Here is a 21,753-nt window from a genome sequence, read left to right as displayed (position 1 = left end):
CTTATTCAGCAGTATCTAAGTGATCAATTAACAGATGATAAAATTCCTGCCTCGACTGCCCGTTTTTCAACATTTGTTCACCAATCTTGCCATCTTTAATAAATAAAATGCGGCTGGCAAAACTGGCGGCAAACGGGTCGTGGGTAACCATGAGAGTGGTGATACCGTCGTTTTGATTCAAATCTGCCATAGTAAAAAGCAATTCACGCGCGCTCTTAGAATCCAAGGCTCCCGTCGGCTCATCCGCCAGCAGAATTGCCGGTTCATGCACCAACGCCCTAGCAGCTGCCACTCTCTGCTTTTGCCCACCAGATACTTCAGCAGGATATTTAGCCAATATTTCTCTAATCCCCAACCTAGACGCAATTTTGTCAACCAGCGGATCAATTTTTCTGGGAGAAATACCCTGTAAGCTTAAAGGTAAAGCAATGTTTTCGCGATTAGTTAAATTTTCCAAGAGATTAAAGTCTTGAAAAATAAAGCCAATTTGCTGACTCCTAAAATCAGCCAGCTGATTAGCATTGAGCGTGTTGTTATCTTCGTGATTAATAAAAACATTGCCCGTTGTTGGTTTATCTAAAGTCGACAAGATATTGAGCAACGTAGTTTTACCAGAACCAGAAGCACCCATAATTGCTACAAATTCGCCTGAATTGACCGCAAAATTAATTCCTTTGAGAGCCTGATACTGCTTTTCGCCCCGCTTGCCGTACGTCTTAGTGACTTGATCTACTCGTAAAATTTCAGTCATTTGTATAATCCTCTTTGTAATACTTGTGTACTATTTATCTAATACACTAATTTAACCACTTAACATTGTCAATAAAAAAATAAGCCTTTCAAAAATTGAAAGACTTATAGCAGCTTTTTTCCTTGATGCTACTGGTAAACAAGAAATATTAAATTTTGTTTAAAAATTTACTGGGTTTACCCTAGTCGAGCTAAAACCTTATTGAGCGGAGTAACAATAATTGGTGTCACCACCGCAGTAAACACTGCTTCAACCAGACCATTCATGCCTAAAGCAATTATTAAAGCTTTAATTAAGGGCGTGCCGTGGCTAAAATTGCCTAAGTGCCCTACTAGTTGAGCGGGATTACCCATAAAAATAAGGCTGGTTAGCAAAATTACAAAAATGGTGTTGGTCAAAGAAGTAATAGCACCAGCGGCGGTATAACTTACTTCTTTAAAACGGTTTTTCTTTTTAACGGTTAATTTGCCAATTAGTCCGGGGAATAGTCCCGCTAAGACACTTGGAATCACGGCGATAACAAAATTCTGAAAGAGCATTAAACTCACAATATCTCCCGGCTGGGTATAAGCCTGCACCAAACGGGCAATACCCCAGAAAATACCAAAGAAAGTCCCGGCTATTGGTCCCATAATTAAAGAATAGACGGCAACAGTCAAGGGAACAGTTGTGATAGCAGGAAGTGTTGGCAATATTCGAATATAACCGATATTAGGGATGAAAGTTTGCAATAAAAAGATTGCGACAAATATGGCTGTAATAGCCAGGTTCTTAGTTTCTTTTCTACGCATCTAAGTCCTCCTTAAAAAACACCTTGCTATTATATTGCTTACAGTTATTTGCCGCAAATATTAGCGTCGCTATTAGTGAATTTTAAAAATACTTAAATGCTTTTAATTAGTGTCTGCTGCTAATTACTCTTGAACAATCGAGCCGGAGGCAAAAAAGTTTTTGAACTTATTTGCTTCTATAATTAACTTTTCTCTGTTGTCTACCTGCGATAATTTATAACCGACAAAATACGGTGACACAGTAAAACGCGAAATTAGTTTCGCACAAATGCCCCGATCGCTGCGCGGATAGAAAAACAGATTATAAGAATCGCACCTGCCATTTGACAAAACTTGCAGCATGTATTTTGCCCCACTCTGAATCCAGTCAGACCACTCATCGATGCTGCTTTCTTCAAGCAGGTTAAAATCGAGTTCGATGTAGCCTTGAACGGGATGAGTACAAACGTTAACTTCTAAACCATTATGTTGATATAAAGTGATGCCGGCAAAAGCACTGGGTCCAATGAATTGGTAGCCGTCCAGCTTTTTTAATCCTACTATCTGCATGTGGGGATGTTCTAATGAACCACCAGAATGCGGACCATAATTTTTGTACCATAAGACAGACCTAAATTTGCCAGAATTGTTCACTTGGTTAAAGCAGGATAGCGAAAAACGCATTAAAGCGCGATTATAGTCCACTGAATAAGAAGTGATGTCACCTTGATGTTTGCTAGATTCAATTAGAACCGTTTGGAAAGTGTCATGGAGTGTGGAATACTTGTTAAGCAGCCAAATCATGCCACCCTCACGCCTAAAAATATGAGTGAGCCCTGCGGGGTCGCAAAAGGGACAGCCGGAATTATTTTTAACTTTACGGTAAGAATTAGGTTTATCTTTAGCTATGTTAACATCAAATACTAATGGGTCGTTTTCCATTTGGCAATCCCTCCTAAAAATTTTTCTTAAAGCTTGCATTTTACTAGAGCCGCAATAGATGGTAAACTGTAACCGCAATTATTTTTTGAAATTACGTTTGACGGTGGTAGGACTATGCAATCAAAAAGAAACTTAAAAAAATATAATAACCGCAATAACTTGTTTCTGATTATTATTGGAATAATCTTAATTCTAGCAGTTGTCTTTGGCGTGGTTCTATATAATAATCATGTTGAATCGCAAAAGCAGGCCAAAGCATTTGCTACAAATCATTTTAACCCTAATGTTAATATTTATGGCGTCGAAGTTGGAAACTTAACAATTACTAAAGCAACTGCCAAGATTAATCGGAAAGCGAATAATATCGTTTCTTTGGAAAACGGCAAAGTTGCGATCGAACGCGATCCCAATATTGACACTATCAAAAAGCAGGAAGTTGCAAATTATTTTAAAAAGCAACATACAACCATGCCTGACAAACAAGTTTATGAATACCGCAATACTGATTTGGATGCCGCAAACAAAAAGATGCATGCAGTCAGTCATGCTGTAGTTAATTATCATGTTGCCGGCAAAGATTATCAGCTCAAAGCACAAAAGTTAATTAACCAGGCAATTTATAAAAAAGGCAAGTACAGTTTTCTTAATTCCGAAAATTTAACGGCGGAACTGAATAAAATTGATCAAGAAGTGTCAACAATTCACCAGAGTTATAAGTTTGCGGTGCCAAAAGGTAATAAAATAGCAAGAAAGAAAATTACTGTTAAAAATCAAAGCTATGGTTGGGGTATACATGTCAAAAGAGCCCAAACAGCCGTAGAACAAGCATTTTTGAACGGAACTAAAAATCTGGATGGCAAGAACTATATTTATGGTCTTGGCTACAGCACTTATGGTTTAGGCTATGGCAAAAGCAATCATGGCATAGGCAATGACTATATTGTAGTTTCAATTAAAAAGCAGGAAATGTGGATTGTGCGTAAAGGCAAGGTGGTCGTTCACCTTAATGACGTAGTTACTGGAACAAAAGACGGTAATAAAAATAACCGCACTCCTCAAGGAGTCTGGTATATTCACTATAAACAAGGTCATGCAGTTTTACGCGGGCGCAATAATGACGGCTCTAAATATGCTTCACCAGTCAGATACTGGATGCCATTTACTTTAACTGGTTGTGGTTTTCACGATGCCGGTTGGCGCGGTGATTGGAGTAAAAAAGCTTATTTAAGAGGCGGTTCACATGGCTGCATTAATATTAAGCCTAGAGAAATCAAACAAGTCTGGCGCAATGTAAGTAAGCACCAGCCAGTTATTATTTACGACTAAATTTTAGACAAAAAAGTCAAAATATTACGTTGCAAGATTAGCTTTCAGTTCAAAGCTAGTCTTTTTCTTTGTTCCCCAAAATTATTACTCACATAAAAAAGACTAGCGATAACTACAGTTAAAGCTAATCTTTTTAGTAATTAGATTTTTATTTCAAACACATTAGTGCAATTCTGGCCAGTATTCTTTATTGGCCTCATATAATTCATCCAAAACCTTTTTACCAACGTGATAATCTGGAATAGTCTTATTAAGAACAACTGCTTCCAAAGCGACTTGATATGAACCAGACAGAGCGGCGTCTACTGTCCGTTTCTCATAAGCCTTTTGCAGTTCCATCAGTCCTTTATGGAAAGTTGGAATCTTACCAATACTAATGGTTTCTGCACCCATACTGCCAATGTATGCCGGCACTTCTACAACAGCATCTGTATCAAAATTAGATATTGCGCCATTGTTCTTTTGGTTAACAGTGAAACGCTCGCGGGTGTTATGGATAATTGCGTTGGCAATATCCACGATATAGTTGCCGTGAACACCGGAGTTAAGTGAAGAACCTTTAGCTGTGCCGGCTTTTAAAACCCGACGACATTCTGTGAAGATTCTCTTTTCACGTCCCTGCATTACCCAGTCACCACGTGTGAAGTTAACATCTGATTCAGCCATCATTACATCAGGCATCAGATAATATTGCAGGTAGCAGTTAGGGAAATATTCAGGGAAACGCTTGAAGATGGTAATCATACGCTTATACGTATCAATCCAATATTGGTCATCAAGAGTTTCGTCATTCCATTGTGCAAGGGTGTCAATCTTACCGGATTGCACATCTTCACGCAGTTGTGGCAACAAGTCTTTACCATTCTCATCAATCATTGACGTCCACCAACCAAAGTGGTTCATGCCAAAGTATTTAAAGGTAATATCTTTTAAATCTTTGTGGAAGTATTGTGCAATTGCGCCCTCAATTGAAATTGGCATATCACAGATACAAATAACTTTTGCTTCTGGAAATTCGCGGTAAATTGCTTCTGATAAAATCGCTTCAGGGTTAGTGTAATTTAAAATCCACGCATTTGGACAAATTTGCTTAACCTTCTTGATGATAGCAATAATATCTGGGATTACCCTCATCGCGAAGGAAAAACCGCCAAGTCCACAAGTTTCTTGTCCAATAACGCCATTACGAATACAAATTTTTTCGTCTATTGCCCGTTGTTTATTTAGACCTGGACGAATTTGCATAAAGAGAAAGTCGGCATCTTGCAGAGCTTCTTCCAAATTGGTTGTATAAGAAACATGAACCGGTGAACCTGTCTCTTTGTAATACATTTTGGTGTATTGCCCTAAAAGAGATACTCTTTCTTCATCAGTATCATACAGAACCAATTGGTTCATATCCAAGTCAGCAGAGCGTTGACGTAAAACTTCCAAGATACTTGGTGATTGAGTTGATCCGCCACCAATGATTACAAATTTATTTGCCATTTCAATAAGCCTCCTATGTTACTTTCCGCTTTGGGATGGGTGTTTTTTCAGATAATCAAGATATTCATCGACTTTATCATGAATATTCTCGACATCGACTCCGAATACAATCTGAATATTATGACCATCTTGCATGACGCCTTTAGTACCGGTCTTTTGCTTCAATAGATCCATATCCAATTTGCTTGTATCTTTAACATCAACACGAAGCCGAGTATAACAATTAACCATTTCATCGATGTTTTCTGGACCACCTAGACCAGTTACAATATTTTTAGTTTGATTATCAAATTTTGCAGTGTCTGCAGATTCTGCATCACTGTCACTTTGAGCAAGTTCTTCTTCTGCCTCTTGAACAGATTCATCTTCACTTTCTGCACCATTAAGTAGTGATTCGTCAGCATTAGCACGTCCAATAGTTGGAATGTTGAAACGCTTAATCATAAAGACGAAGACAAAGTATTCAAGTAAACCGGTGACGACAAACATTATTGGTATGAGATACTGGTGCCCCAGCCTTGCCGGAAAGGCAAAACTGTTAATAATCATATTAATACCGGTATCAAACTGAATATCAATACCAACTATATTTGTCAAAAATAGACTAATTCCGTAAACAACTGAGTGAGCCAGCCATAGTAATGGTGACAAGAACAGGAACATAAATTCCAAAGGTTCAGTAACACCTGCTAAAAAGGCTGTAGTAACAGTTGGGATTAGAATAGCCGCAACTTTTTGCCTATTCTTCGGCTCTGCCATCTTCCAGAAGGCAAAAGCAATACCGATAGGTAATGAAATTGAACCAAAGTTAGACAGATAACCAATAGATTGGTGCATTGTAGTAATATGACTTGGGTTACCTAATTCAGCTAGCCAGATGTTAAACGCACCAGTGTATAGTTTGCCGGCAATTCTGGCAGTACCACCAAGTGGCGTGTAGAACAAAGGCATCCATAAGAAGTGGTGCAAACCAACAGGTAACAGCAAACGGTTCAAAAGTCCATAGAGGAAGAACCCAATGGATCCCGTAGTTGACATTACCTTAACAATGTTTTCAATGACCCAGTTAACAGCTGGCCAAACATAAGTAATCGCAATTGCGAACAGAATTGTGACAAATACTAAAATAATGTAAACAGATTTTGTTCCTGCATAAGGTGATAAATACTTATGGAGCTTAATATTACCCCATTTATTTACCATCCAGCCTACTAGGATTCCTAAAATAATCCCGAGGAAAACTCCCATATCAGTGACTTGAATACCGAAAACCATGTTTTGTCCAGTACCATATAGTCCCTGAGAATTTGGCTTAGCCAAGCGGTGAGTCAATTGCAGCCAAGAGTTGTTGGCGAACAAAAAGATTAAATAAGTAACGATACCTAAAATAGCAGCATCAGTTTTATATTTAGGCTTAGCTAAAGCTGCAGCGATACCTACACAGAAAATACAACTTAATTGTCCGATCATACCGCTTGAGAGAATATTGTAAATAAAATTACCGGTATCTTTCAAAACGATCGGCATTAAGTCCAACTTCAAAATGGCACAAACTGATAAGATAATACCAGTTACCGCCATAAACATAACGGGTTGAATTATTGCCCGCGAAAATACATTCGCGGACTTCATAAACTTACCCTTCATAATTTTGCCTCCTTTACACTTTTTTATTTAAAAATTAGGATATGGAATCACTTCTACCTGATTTTCTTGCAGCTTCTGTTTAAAAGCCGAATCACAAAGAACTGTCACTTCTTTAATTCGGGGTATATTAAATGAAGAACCAAAGTAAAGAGTTTCATCCACAAATGCGGGATGAACCATAAACTCAGTTATTTGATTGTCTTGCAGGCGATCAAGAACCGCTTGTATTTCTATTAAACATTGCTCTTGATCCGCATGATAAGATTTATCCAAACTGCGAATATGCGGGTAATTCATCAGATCATCAAAACCAGTAATTCCTCTTTGATATGACAACTTAACTTGATCTTCGATACCGTAGCAATTTCTAACCGGTAACTGATACTTATCAGAAATACGCTGAGTAAGAGCTAAGTTCTCAGGAAAAGAATGAACATGGTGGTGACTATCTAAATGAGTCAGTTTCACTCCTTTACTTAATAAGAAATCGACTTGCGCGCACCACTCACGGTAAATTTCCTCCGGATCCATTTCACTGCGATGCTCTTTATAGCCGGCCAAATGATAAAATTCGCCGTTTTCATCAACTAGTGACTTAGCGTCCGTCATGGGTTTACCTGTTGTGATGTTGAGATGACAACCAACTCCTAAATCTTTGTTTTCACTTGCTAACTTGATTGCCTCTAAACAACCTGGCATATTCGCCATAAGTGTTGTAGAAGAAACCATCCCATCTTTATACGCTTTAATAACTCCTCGATTTACAGCCAGTGAATAGCCAAAATCATCGGCATTAATAACAACTTGCTTCATGCACACACGCCTTTCAAATTATTTAAAACGCTTTCTTTCAACAAAGTTAATATAGTATAATGAAAGTGTAATAACAATAAATCACTCGAATTATGATGTGATTTTCAAAAAAGGAAAATATTTTCAGGGTGATATAATAAATGACCAAAATCTTCCAAATTGACCGGTTATTCCCTAATAATCATTTGCGTCCCCAAGATATTAAAGTGATTGAATCGATTATTGACTCAATTACCGCAAACGACAATTTAGATATTCGCTTTATAGCTAAGAAAAACTATCTTTCTACTGCTTCAATCAGCAGATTGGTCAAGCGGGCAGGTTTTGCCAATTTTAAAGAATTTATCTTTTTTCTTTCTTCTCGGTATAAAAATCAGCCGTTAAAAACTTATGGCAACCTGCCGTATGTCCACTGTAATGTAGGTACTGAAGTAGTTGCCGACTTTTTTCAGAAAATCAAGCTGGAAAAAAGAACCTATTTATTTGGTGAGGGTTTTTGCAAAATTCTGGTTAATTACACTTACCGCAAGCTCTTACTCAAAAGAATTTATGGTGTCGATCTTGATGGCGTTGAAATTTCAATTGCGTCTGACCAATTACCCCACACTTTGATTACATTCTCGCAATCAGGAGAAAATAAAAATGGTTTAATCAAAATTGCAGGTTGTAAAAAGGATGGAGGCAATATCATTACCATCACTGCTACACCGCATAGCACTTATGCTAACATTGGCGACCTTGCCTTTGTCGTAGACAGTGGCAGTGGCGTGCCTGATCCTGAAAATACCAACCTCAACTATTTTTACGGCAATACTATTAACTTAATTGAAAATATTGTTAACCAGTATTTATAACAAAATAAAAAAATTCCTAACAACAAATCTGTTAGGAATTTTTACTTATATAATTATTTTTCTTTTAACCTTGACTATTATTTTTATGACTTTAGCTAAATTTTCTTTAGTTTTGAACTAATTGTTCCAGAGATTGTCTGCAGCTGGACTGGTAAAATCTTTATTTTGCAAATTACTACTCGTTGAATCAACCGCAATTGTCTTATTTGGCTGCCAGCGATTGACAAAATAAATTTGGTTATCCTTAGTAATCTTTTGCCATTGCGCGCTCCAATGAGTAGCTGGTACCTTGCCATGTTCTACATAGTCCTTCATATCTTCAATATGGAGTAATTCCTTGGTAGCAACATTTTGAATTAAGAAGTAGCGGCCCTTTGGCACTAATTGCCAAGTCGAATATTCTGTTGGCTCAGAGGTAATCTGCACTGCAGCAGAATTAGGATCTAAAGTGACATACTTCTTGCTGGCAGAATTTTGCAGCGTTTTCTTTGGCAGATCATAGCCACCGTTCTTCTTGTAAACTCTGAAGTAGTCGATTGACCATGATTTAGGGAAGATATCATTCCCCTTACCAGAACCGGCATCAGTATAAATATTCAAGATCGTACCCATTGGGTAATCCGGTGCCTGATTAATTTGCTTATACAGTTTGCCATCATAGTAGAACTTTAATGAACCCGGTTCCCAATCAAGACCATAGGTGTGGTATTCCTTTGTTGGGTTTCCTTCTGGAACAGGATCTTCAAATAGTTCCCATTGGTTTTCAAAGAACGGATCGTTCCAACCAAAAGCCGCAATTCGCCAAGTGTTTTGTCTTCTAAAGAAAGTTTCCAAAACATCAATTTCGGCTGTTTGCTTGGAATTAAACCAGTCATTAGTATCATCTTGCATACCAACCATCCACCAAGCTTGGTGACCACCGCCACCAACATCGGAAAGTTTGGCACGAATTTCAAAGTAACCATATTTTGTGACATAGCCCTGCCACTCTTTCTGGTTGCTTAAGATCTGACTATTGCCACTGAAATTATGGATCCAATTCTTATTAAACGACATAATCGCACTTGATTTCACCGTACCATCCAAAGTTGGTGACCAAGGTTTCTGATCTTTAGCAATATATTCTATCAACTTGCCATCTTCAAAGCGATAGTTTGCCTTCGCAGTTTCTGGATCAGCAGTCCAATGAGGTAAATAATAATCAGTCCACTTTGACTTATCTAAAGTTGGACCGTTAAATTCATCATCAAAATCAAGTGTATATCCCGGTTTAGCTGGTGCTTCATCAGCAGCCTTGACTGCCTGTGCACTCCCCAAGCCGAGCAACACGCCTGCTCCGATTGTTAACAATCTAGACCATCGTTTTTTCATTACTTACAACTCCTTCCGTATGAAATATCATTACTTATTTGTAAGCTCTTTCACGCTAGAATATAGCATTTTTTATTTTCTGCCACAACTAAAAGCACTCAAATTTAGTATTATTTTTTTAAAGCTTGAAGTTAGTAATAGTATTAAAAAAGCCGGTAAATCATGCCTTTGAAGCATTGTCTTACCAACTTTCTGAAATAATATTTGAATATATAATTAATAGATTACTTAAATTTTAATTATTAAAGAGCAGCTTTAATTGCTTGATTGACAGCATCCTTTTCAGCATTAATCACGTCAACCTTGGACTCGATATTCTTGGTATCCATTCTGATCTCACGACCAAGACCCGGCTGATCAACCTTTGGCTCAAAGAATTCTTTGAATTCTTCCAATCTCTTTTCAGTATGGAAAATGTTTGAAGCCACAGTAATATAAGTGGTAAATTCCATATCACCACCGACTGTTTTTTCCAGCCATGACCATTGGTCCCGTAACCAGTCCCAAGCAAATTGTTCGCCTTTTGGATTAGCTAAGACATTCGCAAACCAAGAACGCAAATCTTGAGGCTTAACAACTGCAGCATTCTCAAAATTCTCAATAAGTTTCTTGATTTCAGCGGGATTCTTGGTGTTGGTAATAGCATCAGTAAGATCGTCCTTATAGTTAGGATCGATGGCAGCTTGATATTCTTTCAGCAAACGATCAACTAGACCCGCTTTATTATAGTTTTTAACTTCATTCATTAAAACATACGGTCTAACTGAAGCATCAATTTCGTTTAAGTTTTGATCGTGCTCAGCAAAAATTTGGTGACCAGCTTTTATCACAGCAGAATTATCGGCATACAAAGCTAAGGCTATTTCTAGTGGTCGAATTCTCTTATCATCATCTGTATCAGAATCTTTTGTCTGCCAACCTAAATGTTCAACTTGCTTTTGGGCTAATTTATTAACAAACGCCTTCAAATCTTTTTCTTGAGCTGAATCAGGTGTAACAAATTTAAATAATGAACGGATACTAGATAACAAGGCACTAATGACAATGTATGATTTGGAATCCGCAAATTTCGGCAGCAACGGTACAATTTCAGCGTATGAGATTTGCTTGCCTTCTGCTAAAAGTCCTAAATCTTGCAATAATTGCAATTGATCTACCGGTTTAAGCTGATTAAATTCAGCCATAATATCGTTCATCAAGGTTTCATCATAATTGACAATGAAATGTGAACTATTGCCTACGTTTACACGCAAAGCGTGACCAGCTGCACTGCGTAATTCTTGGTAATCTCCCAGATCCAGTTCTCGTTCAGACATAATCTGCGGTGCCTCAAAGTTTGCGTTCAAAGGAATAGCCCACTTGCGCCCAACTTCTTTGCCTTCACCAACGAAGAACTGCTTTTGGCTCAAAATTAAGTGACCAGCTGAGTTTACTTTAGCGGAAACAACAGGGTAACCCGGTTGGTCAAGCCAAGTATGCATGATTTTACCAATATCTAAATCGGTGGCAGTCGAAAGAGCATTCCACAAGTCGTCACCCGTAGCGTTGCCATATTGGTGCTGCTCAAAGTAATACTTAAGTCCCTTACGTAAAGCATCGTCTCCTAAGAGTGCCCGTACCATAACCAACATTCTTGAACCTTTAGCGTAAACAATCGCACTATCAAAAATCGAATCAATATCAGCTGGATGCTCCACATTAACGTGAACGGATTGGACACCATCAGTGGCATCACGTTTTAAAGCTGCTGGCACTTCAGAAATTTGGTAAAGATTATCCCAAACATGCCAACTCGGCTCCAAAGCATCAACTGAAACATATTCCATCATGTTGGCAAAACTTTCATTGAGCCATAAGTCATCCCACCACTTCATGGTAACTAGATCGCCAAACCATTGGTGCGCTAATTCATGAGTGATAACCGTTGCCACATACGCCTTTTGATAAGGAGTAGCATTATCAGGATCAAGCAAAATTGCGACTTCACGGTATGTGACTAAGCCCCAGTTTTCCATTGCTCCGGCAGAAAAGTCAGGCAGCGCCAATTGCCAAGAATGTGGCAGCGGGTACTTGGTTTGATAAAATTCTTCGTAAAATTCAATTGCCCGTTTTGCGATATCCAAAGCAAAGTCTAATTCCTTTGCTTGATGTGCTTTAGTCGCAAAAACTCCCACTTTAACGCCGTCTTTGGTTTCAGTGATCTTTGATTGTAATTCACCAAAAGCAAAGGCAATCAAGTAGCTGGACATTCTAACGGTTTGCTCGAAGTAGTGCACGCCATCTTCAACTTTAACTTCCGGCATGTTGGCAATCGTAGTTTCACCTTCATGCTCATCATACTTAAGTGCTAAAGAAAAAGTAGCTTTGGCTTCCGGCTCATCAACACATGGGAAAGCCTGACGTGCAGCTGTTGTTTCAAATTGAGTACCGATAATCTGTTTTTGAACACCATCAACTTGATAGTATGACGGATAAATTCCCATCATAGAATCAGTCAGCGGTGCCGAATACTTAATCTCAACTGTGACTTTACCGGTCTGACCCAGTTCAATAGCAATTGCTTCTTTGTCCTCATTGACAGTGAACGGTACATCCTTGCCCGCACTGGTAACAGAAGCAATTTTCATATACTTCTGATTAATTAAAATAGTATTTTCAAGTGCCTCACCTGTTATTGTTGAAGTACCGTTAATAGTTTTCTGTGCCCGATTAATGTCTATGAACAAGTCATAGTGTTCAGGGTGAAAAGTTTCATAAAAATGTTTAGCAGCCATATTTACCTCCTAAAATAATAGTTATTATCAATTTTAACAGACATATATGGAAATAACATTAAAATTTAATTGCAGCTAAGACTTGCTTTTCACATAATAATTACCATTACGGTACTTTCATGTAGTATACTGATAGAAAAAGATAGCAGTTTACTCTCAGTTCGGTTAGGTGCCTTTCTGCCTGTGAAACAATTATTTTTTTATTATAAGGAGTAAAGAATGAAAAAGAATAAACGCATAATCTTTGCGACAATTACCGCTTTAAGTCTGGCTGCACCAATGGCGGCAATCTTTAACTTTGATAATGTTCAAACAGTTTCTGCTAATCATCAAGGTACTAAAGTCTGGCTACAATATGGTACTTTAAAATATGCTTTAAAAGGACCATCAGGTCGAGTTTATCCTGCCGGCACTAAAGTAGTACGTGAACTAAGTAATGACAACATTCCACCTACTTCTCTTCCAAGTGAACCATTTTATTTAACGCTTGAAATTGGTGGTATTCCCGGCAATCAGTTATTGCAAGATGTTGGTGGTGGACAAATTGCCGAAGCCTATGTTAATTATGAAGACTGGCATGAAATTGACTATCCAGCAGATAATGTGGTTTTAGTTCAAAATACATCAGATTACACAGATTTAAAATCCAGCGATTTTCATCCTGTAGATAGCAGTAATCCTGATGTACCTTATGCTAATATTGATAAATTAGATGATGCCTTTGCACATTATACTGATGATATTAACTTTTCAAAATTATCTAAAGCTGATATAGATTTATGTGCAAAGTTGCAGAAGGACTATAATGCAGCTAAGGGAATGGGTGTTCCACAATCAACTGTTGATGCTCTAACTAAAGAGATTAATGATGCTGTTGCCAACTACAAGAAAACTGGTCACCTCGTAAGTGGTAATTCAGATTCTGGTAACTCTAGCAGTTCATCTAACTCATCTAATAGTAACTCTGGCTCTACCACAGTTACTCCGGCAAAGCGCAAGTCCAAGTCACGTTTTGTAAAGTTGCGTAAAGCATCGTACCAGTACACCCACAAAGGCAAACGGGTTTCGAAGAAGAAACTCAAGAAAGGCGCGATTGTCAAAATCAACGGCAAAACTTACCGCATTAAGAAGAAAACCTTCTACCGTATTGGCAAAAACCGCTACATTCGCGCTGTCAATGTTGCCAAGAAATAAGCCAGCTATGCTTAAGGAGTGAAAAATGAAAAAGAATAAACGCATAATCTTCGCGACAATTGCCGCGTTAAGTCTCGCCGCACCAATGACGGCAGTCTTTAATTTTGACAATGTTCAAACAGTTTCTGCTAATCATCAAGGAACCAAAGTGTGGTTACAATATGGCACTTTAAAGTATGCTTTAAAAGGGCCATCAGGTCATATCTATCCTGCTGGAACAAAAGTTGTGCGTGAACTAAGCAACGATAATATTCCGCCAACCTCTCTTCCAAGCGAGCCATTTTATTTAACTTTACAAATTGGTGGTCTACCCGGTAATGAACTATTACAGGATATTGGTGGTGGACAAATTGCCGAGGCTTATGTCAATTATGAAGATTGGCATGAAATTGATTACCCATCAGATACAACAGTTTTAGTACAAAATACTAATGATTATACTGATCTTAAATCTGGTGATTTTCATCCTGTAGATAGCAATAATCCTGATGTACCTTATGCAAATATTGATAAGCTGAACGCTGCCTACAATGAATACGTATTTAATGTAAACTTTTCAAAACTAGATAGCACTGATAAGGCATGGGTTGCAGATATCAATAAGCGCGTAGGTTCAGCTGAAGCAATGGGCGTTCCTCAATCTACAGTTGATGCACTTACTGATGAAATTACTAGTGCATATGCTAACTATAAAAGGACTGGTCATCTCGTAAGTAGTGATACAAGCTCTGGTAATTCAAGCAGCCCTACCATGCCAAAAGCTAAATCACGCAAAGTAAAATTACGTAAAGCCTCTTACCAATACACTCACAAAGGAAAGCGTGTTTCGAAAAAGAAACTCAAGAAAGGCGCAATTGTCAAAATTAACGGCAAAACTTATCGTATTAAGAAGAAGACCTTCTACCGTATTGGCAAAAACCGCTACATTCGCGCCGTCAATGTTGCAAAGTATTAATTATAAGGAGTAAAGAATGAAAAAGAATAAACGCATAATCTTTGCGACAATTGCCGCGTTAAGTCTGGCTGCACCAATGACAGCTGTCTTTAACTTTGACAATGTTCAAACTGTTTCAGCCAACCACCAAGGAACAAAGATTTGGCTGCAATACGGTACTTTAAAGTACGCTTTAAAAGGACCATCAGGCAGAGTTTACCCTGCGGGAACTAAGGTGGTACGTAAATTAAGTAATGATGATAAACCAGTTATTTCATTTCCCGGAAGACCATTTTATTTAACTATGCAAATTGGTGGTCTACCTGGTAATGAATTATTACAGGATATTGGTGGCGGTGAAATTGCCGAAGCTTATGTTAACTATGAAGACTGGCATGAAATTGATTATCCATCAGATACAACGGTTTTAGTACAAAATACTACTGATTATACTGATCTTAAATCTGGTGATTATCATCCTGTAGATAGCAATAATCCTGATGTACCTTATGCAAATACCGATGCACTTGATGCTGCCTTTGCACATTATACTGATGTAGTTGATCCTCCTCACCGTTCAAAAGCAGATGAAATTTGGGAAGAATCAATGAATAAGCGCTACAGTGCAGCAAAAGCAATGGGTGCCACTCAAGAAAGCGTAGATGCTTTAACAAAAGAAATTAATGATGCCGTTGCTAATCATAAGAAAACTGGTCATTTTGTGAGCGGTGATTCAAGTTCTGGCTCCAATGCCACAACTAACTCTGCCAAGCCAAAATCTAAATCACGCAAAGTAAAATTACGTAAAGCCTCCTACCAGTACACCCACAAAGGAAAACGTGTTTCGAAGAAGAAACTCAAGAAAGGCTCAATTGTCAAAATCAACGGCAAGACCTACCGCATTAAAGGCAAAAAATACTACCGCATTGCTAAAAACCGCTACATTCGCGCCGTCAATGTTGTAAAAAAGTAAAATTTAAATAAAGCAGACTACTACTATAGTTAGGCTGCTTTTATTTTTCAATAGTGGCAAAATTATTAAATTTTTAAAAAATATTGTAAGAGTTGCGTGTTCTTTCTGTAACAACAATGACACATTGACTGTGTATGATTATCCATAGAATTAATATAGTTAATTGTGGGGATTGAAATATATTGAAGAACAGTAAAAGTTTAATACTTAAGTTAATTACAGCACTGGCGCTTTCATTTAGCTTTGTCACTGCGGTAGAAACAACTAACACCGGCTCGTGTACACAAACTGTACAAGCCGCTCGTAAGATGTCAAAAGCTGAACGTGCAGCTAAAAGATGGATTGCTATGCGTGAATCAGGCGGTAATTACTACGCACGCAACGGTGTTTGTTATGGCAAATATCAATTAAACATTGCTTACCTGAACGGTAATTACTCTAAGAAGAACCAAGAAAGAACCGCTGACAGATACGTTTACGGTCGTTATGGTTCATGGGTTAATGCCAAGAACTTCTGGCTAACACATCATTGGTATTAGAAAATACCTCTTTAATACAAATATCCCATTAAGAAAAGCAGCCTAACTAATTGTTAGGCTGCCTTTTTTATTAGTAAAAATCACTTGTTAAAATGTTCCGATGACCGTTTCAAAATGCTTGCTTTCTCCCGGAGCAAGCAAATTATTGCCCAATTTTTGATACCAATCTACTGGTTCTCCGGCTTTATCCGGCAATCCCGCAAATGGCTCAATACAAACAAACGGTGCGTTTTTGCCTTCTGGACTCCATAAAGTTAAGTACGGAAAATCTTTAATATTAATCCGCAAAATATTGCTGTCAGGCTTGCGTTTTAGTAAGACTGAATTAGCGTTATGCGCATCCAGAATGACCAAGCCCTGATCTAGGAAACTATGACCAAGCGGAATTTTATTAAAGATTGCCTCGGCTAACGGTGCAATCATGCCATTGCGAAAGGGTACTGGACCCACACCGTATCTTGCAACAGGGGTAGCACTACCCTCAAGTTCTATACTGTATTCTTCCAGAAAACCTTTAATGTTCCAGCCCGGATGAAAGCCTAATGCAAACGGCATTATTGTTTGATTGGGATTTTCTATAGTGAAACTGATTTTCAAACCTGCACTAACCAGCTCATACATGACACGTAATACGTAAGCAAAAGGAAAAACCTTTTTAGTTTCAGGCGTCGCATGTTGCACCAGCTCTACTTTAGCAGAACCATACCGCTTAACTTCGTCGAACCGGTAGTCACGAGCAAAGCCGTGTTGTTTCATCTTATAAAATTTATTGTTCAGTAGGTATTTGCCCTCATTTGACCGACCAATAGCAGGGAAAAGAATTGGTGCATGGCGTTTCCAAATTGAGCCGTCTGGATCATTCCAAACTAAGTCATAATTGACATCTTTAAGCACAAAATGTGTTAATTCTGCTCCAACCTCGTTTATTTCTGCTTGATATTTGTCATTTTCAATCTTGATCAATTTATTACTGCACCTTCTTAATCAACTTGTAAATGTTTGGTAACACTGGCAGATATTTCTTGAGCTGTAGTTGCTGCCAAAAAATCTTGGGCGAATGCATCGTTCACAAATAAGTTCATGAGCGCTGCTAAAACATCAACCTGCTTGCGGCCGTCTTTAATCCCTAGAATAAAGACATCTTTAACCTTAATCTTTTCTCTGTCAGCCATCTGTTCCACGACAATTGGTTTAGTCAAGCGCAAAATATAAATGAACGGTGCATTGACGTTTTCGGGATCGGCATGCGGAATTGCAATATTAAAGTTTTTAGTCATTAAGCCGGTGGGAAATTCTTTTTCTCTTTTGGTCAAAGCCGCCGCATATCCCGGCTTTACCAAACCTTTTGCTAATAACTTTTTAGCCGCATAAGCAAACAAATCGGGTTCATTGTCTACCTCAATGTTTATATCTATCAAATCAGTTTTAAAAATATCCTGCAAACTCATTGGTCAACTCTCTTTTCACTTTTAAGAAAGCTTTTTATAAACAAAGCTCTCTTTGGCAATTTTGGCATTCCATTCCAGCCTTTCCGCCATATCATAGGCTTTTTCAAGGGTTGGTCCCGTTACTAAGATGCCGTGACGATTAAGTAAATATGCCTTAGTCGCTTGTTGATCAGCGCGTACTTGTGCCCGCACAGTGTTAGCAAGATCCATTGTCATCGCCTGATGATACTTAAAACACTTAATAGTCCCAATCTTCTGGGTTGCCTCGGTTAAGTTAGGCATATCAATCCCCAGCGTTGAAAAAGTCATTGATTCAAGAGCATGAGCGTGGACAACAGCACCTATTTCCGGATTTTCTTCATAACAAGCCAGATGCATGTTAACTTCCCGTGTTACTTTGCCGTCGCCTTCAATGACGTTTGCGTCTTTATCTAAAACCAGAATTTGATCAGGACGCAAATCACAGTGAAAATCTTCTGCCATCAATCTGGGCGTCATAATATAGTGATTTTCATCAACCTTCACACTGACATTTCCGCCAGCGGAATTAGTTACTTTACGTTCATACATGTTTTTGACAAATTTAACCAGTTTTTCACGTTCACTTTGGTATAGCATAATTTTTTATTTTTCTCCTTAGCTTATTTTGTACATTACTTTGATTGCGCCAGCGTTTTTATCACTTAATACTGCAAACGGCTTATCTTGATCTGTTAGTGAATAGACTCCCGTAATCAGTTTTTGCGTACTGATCCTGCCTGATGAAAGATAAGCAATAGCAGCTTGCCATTCGTACCCGGGAAACGGTGCAGAAAATGACAGCCACGAACCAGTAATCTCCAACTCCTTGCGCAAAATCTGTTCAAATTCCTGATATTGAAACGTTGTGGGCTTAGTCGTCTTACCGATAAAAACCACTTGGGCATGTTTAGCGGCATACTTCAATGCTTGAACTTGAGTAATAGGGTTACCCGCAGTTTCAAAAACCGCATCAAATAATTTACGCTTTGACAAATATTGGTCTAAATTGACCTTGGCTGAATTGATGACAACATCTGCACCACATTCTTGAGCGACCTTTAAACTGGCATCTTTAATGTCAACCACCGTAATTTTCCCTGCACCTCTTGCTTTAAGTGCCATCACGGTCAATAAGCCGACGGAGCCCACGCCTAAGACCAGAACGTTTGCCCCCGCTTTAAAATTGACCCGCTCAATTCCATGAATAGCTACCGTAAGTGGTTCAATAGTTGCTGCTTCAGTTAAAGAAATATTGTCGGGTAAGACTAGACAGTTTTGTGCCGGCACCGCCACGTATTCAGCTAATGCTCCCGGGACGCTTGAACCAATAAAAGTATAATTGGTACACATTGACGGTAAGCCCGCTTGGCATTCAGCACATTTGCCACAGGGAATAAGTGGCGCCACGCTAACGCGATCTCCGACGCTTAAACCGGTAACCGCACTGCCCAATTTGGTCACAGTTCCTGAAAATTCATGACCGGGTATCTGGGGAAAATGATGCACCTTGCCTTCATAGTAACGTGGCAAGTCTGAACCACAAATTCCTGCATACGCTACATGAATCAGTACTTGGTCATTTTCAATTTCTGGAACGGGAATATCCTGTAATTCCATTTTATTTTTGGCAGTAATTACTAATGCTTTCATTACTTAGTTTTTGCTCCTAGTTCTAAATCTTGTATCTCTATCTTTGCATTTGCTAATTGCTTTGGCGTTACCTCTGGGAACCAGTTTTCCACATTACTAGTTGAAAAAGCTAACGCTTCCCGCAGTATTGTCGTTTCTTCTTCTTTTCGTGCCAATCCGTGCATGAACCGCCCTAAGAAAAAGTCACCACTGGCATTAGGGTTTTTAACTTCTACCGGTTGTGAATAACCATAAAGGTATTTGTGCCCAATTCTGCCAATCGCTCCTTTGCCTCCCAGAGTAATAATAAAATTGCTAATTGCGGGATCAACATCAGATTGAAGAAGATGAAGGTAGTCCTGAATTGTTTCTAATTTCTTCTGCGGAAAAATATCAAGAATTTCCTCATTGTTGATCTTAATCATGTAAGGAGCTAATTTATACGCCTGCCTAAGCGGCGCCCCACTAGTATCAATTACCATTCTGGCTTTAACACCGCGCTGCTGCAGCTGTTCATCCACATCACTGATATAGGTTTCAGGCATTCCCTGCATTAAAGAGCCGGAAAAAACGATATAGTCACCATTTTTAACACTATCCAGCAATGTATTAGTAAAACTGTTAAATAAGCGCTGGTTAAGTTTAAAACCATATTCCTGTGACAAAATCAGCGATCTGTCACTTTCATCAACTAATATGTGACATAGCCTAGTATTAGTATCAACGGCTGTTCTGACTATGGGGTAATGATAATAATCAGCCAGCTGAATAAAGTGCTCACCGTATTTACCACCCAGAATTGTGTGAATTTTAAAGTCAACATCGTGGTCAAAACTCAGTGCATAAGCCACATTAAAACCCTTGCCTCCCGGCACTTCTTTCATTTTTAACGGGCGGTTAGGCTTATCCCGTACAATTTTTTCAAAAAGTAAAGTCCGGTCAATTGCCGGATTAGGGCAAATTAAATGAATCATAATTTGTTACCACCTCAGCTACAAAATTCCGGCTAACAACTTAAGCAGGTAATATGTTATCCATGAATACCACTGCGTACCGATTGCCAGAGAAGTAATCTGTGTTATCCCAGACGGAACGTGATAGCCGATTGAAGAAGCTAAATTAGTCAAAAGCGGTGCGGCAAAGCTCGACATGTAAAGCGTAATGCTACAAATAAATAAGGAAATGATGATGCCGCGGAACAAATTGCCTTTTGAAGGCACAATGGCAAAAATAACGTAAAACGGTAAGGCAGTTAGATCGGCAAGTGGCATTGCCTTATTGCCCGGCAGGATAAAAGCTAAAATCATTGTGATCGGAACCATGATTAATCCCAACGTTAAGACGTACGGGTTGCCAATTCCTAAAGCTGCATCCATCCCGATGTAGAGCTTTTTACCGTTAAATCTTTTTTGCATAAATTCCTGCGCTGCTTCGGAAATAGTTGATAGTCCGTCCATTAAAATGGCTACCATGCGCGGAATTAAGACTAAACTCGCAGAAATTGCTACTGCTGTAGTCAATATTTTGGCAACAGACATTCTCGCAACTGCCGCCATAGCACCACCGATAATTAAGCCCATCATCATTGGTTCACCGAAAATACCCAAATGTTGTTGTAATTTTTCCGGCGTCCAGCTAATTTTCTTCACGCCCGGTATCTGATCGAGCAGCCAATTTAAGGGATAGCCTATCACCGCCCAGTTCGTAGTTTGCAATCCTGGAAACGAAACTCCTTCCAGACCTAGATTTTCTTCCACATCCTTTTGCGTATAATCAGCCAGTTTAAATATGATTGCCATGTTAATCACCGCGCTTAATACTGCTATAAACATATTTTTAGTAGTTAAATAAAGCGCACTGGCTGTAAACAACGGCTGCCAATAATTCCAGATATCAATATCCATAGTCTTGGTCCAGTTGAATGCAATCATAATGATATTAGTCAAAATGATTGCTAAGAAAACAAAGGGTACTACCGGAGTCCCCCAAGCAATTGATGAAGCCACCGGCCAACCAGTATCAGTTGCTGTCAGATGAAAGTGATACTGTTTCACGAGAGCTTTGACTACTGGCGAAATTGAATTCATCATCATTGCCGACATCACGTTGATACCGACAAAGCCAATTCCAACAGTCAATCCTGCTTTAAAAGCCACCCCAATCTTTTTGCCAAAAATGAGACCTAGTATGGTAATTATTATTGGCATCATGACACTAACACCTAAATTTACGATATATTGGAAAAAATTGAGAATTAGTTCCATAATGTATTGCCCTCC

At 38.7% G+C, this 21,753-nt stretch carries 20 protein-coding genes; 6 read left to right on the top strand and 14 right to left on the bottom strand.

Going from position 1 to position 21,753, the window contains the following annotated elements; genetic code table 11:
* Position 1: 1 nt before the first annotated feature.
* The 3 genes from LACWKB8_RS01085 to LACWKB8_RS01075 all read right to left on the bottom strand — a co-directional run bounded on the left by LACWKB8_RS01085 (position 2) and on the right by LACWKB8_RS01075 (position 2,463).
* Positions 2-751, bottom strand: coding sequence for an ABC transporter ATP-binding protein (locus tag LACWKB8_RS01085; RefSeq protein WP_038520956.1), 750 nt, complete (start codon positions 749-751; stop codon positions 2-4).
* Between the two features lie 176 nt (positions 752-927).
* Positions 928-1,542: an ECF transporter S component gene (locus LACWKB8_RS01080; protein WP_038520952.1), complete on the bottom strand. Its 615-nt coding sequence runs from the start codon at positions 1,540-1,542 to the stop codon at positions 928-930.
* A gap of 123 nt (positions 1,543-1,665) precedes the next feature.
* Complete coding sequence (locus LACWKB8_RS01075; protein WP_038520949.1) at positions 1,666-2,463, bottom strand: DUF4931 domain-containing protein; 798 nt, start codon at positions 2,461-2,463, stop codon at positions 1,666-1,668.
* Between the two features lie 114 nt (positions 2,464-2,577).
* On the opposite strand from LACWKB8_RS01075, the gene LACWKB8_RS01070 reads away from it, so the two are divergent.
* Positions 2,578-3,789, top strand: coding sequence for a L,D-transpeptidase (locus LACWKB8_RS01070; RefSeq protein WP_038520947.1), 1,212 nt, complete (start codon positions 2,578-2,580; stop codon positions 3,787-3,789).
* A gap of 162 nt (positions 3,790-3,951) precedes the next feature.
* Here LACWKB8_RS01070 and LACWKB8_RS01065 read toward each other — a convergent pair whose 3' ends face one another.
* Genes LACWKB8_RS01065 through LACWKB8_RS01055 form a run of 3 tightly spaced genes read right to left on the bottom strand, consistent with a single transcriptional unit; the run spans position 3,952 to position 7,737 of the window.
* Positions 3,952-5,277: a maltose-6'-phosphate glucosidase gene (locus tag LACWKB8_RS01065; protein ID WP_038520944.1), complete on the bottom strand. Its 1,326-nt coding sequence runs from the start codon at positions 5,275-5,277 to the stop codon at positions 3,952-3,954.
* An 18-nt stretch (positions 5,278-5,295) separates the two neighbouring features.
* The gene (locus LACWKB8_RS01060) at positions 5,296-6,924 is read right to left on the bottom strand and encodes a PTS transporter subunit EIIC (RefSeq protein WP_038520941.1); all 1,629 of its coding nucleotides are present in this window, start codon (positions 6,922-6,924) and stop codon (positions 5,296-5,298) included.
* 27 nt (positions 6,925-6,951) lie between these two features.
* Positions 6,952-7,737 (bottom strand): carbohydrate deacetylase, encoded by a 786-nt coding sequence (locus LACWKB8_RS01055; protein WP_038520938.1) that lies wholly within the window; start codon positions 7,735-7,737, stop codon positions 6,952-6,954.
* A 140-nt stretch (positions 7,738-7,877) separates the two neighbouring features.
* Here LACWKB8_RS01055 and LACWKB8_RS01050 point away from each other — a divergent pair, with 140 nt between their 5' ends.
* The gene (locus tag LACWKB8_RS01050) at positions 7,878-8,591 is read left to right on the top strand and encodes a MurR/RpiR family transcriptional regulator (protein ID WP_038520936.1); all 714 of its coding nucleotides are present in this window, start codon (positions 7,878-7,880) and stop codon (positions 8,589-8,591) included.
* 117 nt (positions 8,592-8,708) lie between these two features.
* Here the strand turns inward: LACWKB8_RS01050 and LACWKB8_RS01045 are convergent, their stop codons facing one another.
* The gene (locus LACWKB8_RS01045; RefSeq protein WP_052059618.1) at positions 8,709-9,962 is read right to left on the bottom strand and encodes a glycoside hydrolase family 16 protein; all 1,254 of its coding nucleotides are present in this window, start codon (positions 9,960-9,962) and stop codon (positions 8,709-8,711) included.
* Between the two features lie 242 nt (positions 9,963-10,204).
* Positions 10,205-12,736 (bottom strand): M1 family metallopeptidase, encoded by a 2,532-nt coding sequence (locus tag LACWKB8_RS01040; RefSeq protein WP_038520933.1) that lies wholly within the window; start codon positions 12,734-12,736, stop codon positions 10,205-10,207.
* Between the two features lie 219 nt (positions 12,737-12,955).
* Here LACWKB8_RS01040 and LACWKB8_RS01035 point away from each other — a divergent pair, with 219 nt between their 5' ends.
* From LACWKB8_RS01035 to LACWKB8_RS01020, 4 genes are all read left to right on the top strand, one after another.
* Positions 12,956-13,930: an SLAP domain-containing protein gene (locus tag LACWKB8_RS01035; protein ID WP_038520930.1), complete on the top strand. Its 975-nt coding sequence runs from the start codon at positions 12,956-12,958 to the stop codon at positions 13,928-13,930.
* A gap of 25 nt (positions 13,931-13,955) precedes the next feature.
* Positions 13,956-14,885 carry an SLAP domain-containing protein gene (locus tag LACWKB8_RS01030; RefSeq protein WP_038520927.1) on the top strand — a complete coding sequence of 310 codons (930 nt, stop codon included), beginning with the start codon at positions 13,956-13,958 and terminating at the stop codon, positions 14,883-14,885.
* A gap of 16 nt (positions 14,886-14,901) precedes the next feature.
* Positions 14,902-15,837: an SLAP domain-containing protein gene (locus tag LACWKB8_RS01025; protein WP_038520925.1), complete on the top strand. Its 936-nt coding sequence runs from the start codon at positions 14,902-14,904 to the stop codon at positions 15,835-15,837.
* 179 nt (positions 15,838-16,016) lie between these two features.
* Complete coding sequence (locus tag LACWKB8_RS01020) at positions 16,017-16,376, top strand: hypothetical protein (RefSeq protein WP_038520922.1); 360 nt, start codon at positions 16,017-16,019, stop codon at positions 16,374-16,376.
* 87 nt (positions 16,377-16,463) lie between these two features.
* Here LACWKB8_RS01020 and LACWKB8_RS01015 read toward each other — a convergent pair whose 3' ends face one another.
* From LACWKB8_RS01015 to LACWKB8_RS00990, 6 genes are read right to left on the bottom strand one after another with little or no spacing between them, the layout of a single operon-like run.
* Complete coding sequence (locus LACWKB8_RS01015) at positions 16,464-17,339, bottom strand: aldose 1-epimerase family protein (protein WP_038520920.1); 876 nt, start codon at positions 17,337-17,339, stop codon at positions 16,464-16,466.
* Positions 17,340-17,356: 17 nt separating this feature from the next.
* Positions 17,357-17,824, bottom strand: coding sequence for a PTS sugar transporter subunit IIA (locus tag LACWKB8_RS01010; protein ID WP_038520918.1), 468 nt, complete (start codon positions 17,822-17,824; stop codon positions 17,357-17,359).
* Between the two features lie 21 nt (positions 17,825-17,845).
* Positions 17,846-18,442, bottom strand: coding sequence for a class II aldolase/adducin family protein (locus LACWKB8_RS01005; RefSeq protein ID WP_038520915.1), 597 nt, complete (start codon positions 18,440-18,442; stop codon positions 17,846-17,848).
* Positions 18,443-18,460: 18 nt separating this feature from the next.
* Positions 18,461-19,495 (bottom strand): galactitol-1-phosphate 5-dehydrogenase, encoded by a 1,035-nt coding sequence (locus LACWKB8_RS01000; RefSeq protein ID WP_038520912.1) that lies wholly within the window; start codon positions 19,493-19,495, stop codon positions 18,461-18,463.
* A complete protein-coding gene (locus LACWKB8_RS00995; protein ID WP_038520909.1) occupies positions 19,495-20,448 on the bottom strand; it encodes a 1-phosphofructokinase family hexose kinase in 954 nt (317 codons plus the stop codon). The genes LACWKB8_RS01000 and LACWKB8_RS00995 overlap by 1 nt, the downstream gene beginning before the upstream one ends.
* A gap of 18 nt (positions 20,449-20,466) precedes the next feature.
* Complete coding sequence (locus LACWKB8_RS00990) at positions 20,467-21,738, bottom strand: PTS galactitol transporter subunit IIC (RefSeq protein WP_038520906.1); 1,272 nt, start codon at positions 21,736-21,738, stop codon at positions 20,467-20,469.
* Positions 21,739-21,753 lie beyond the last annotated feature (15 nt).

The sequence above is a fragment of the Lactobacillus sp. wkB8 genome (assembly GCF_000761135.1).
GTDB lineage: Bacteria > Bacillota > Bacilli > Lactobacillales > Lactobacillaceae > Lactobacillus > Lactobacillus helsingborgensis.
This window is presented reverse-complemented; position numbering and strand designations above follow the sequence as displayed.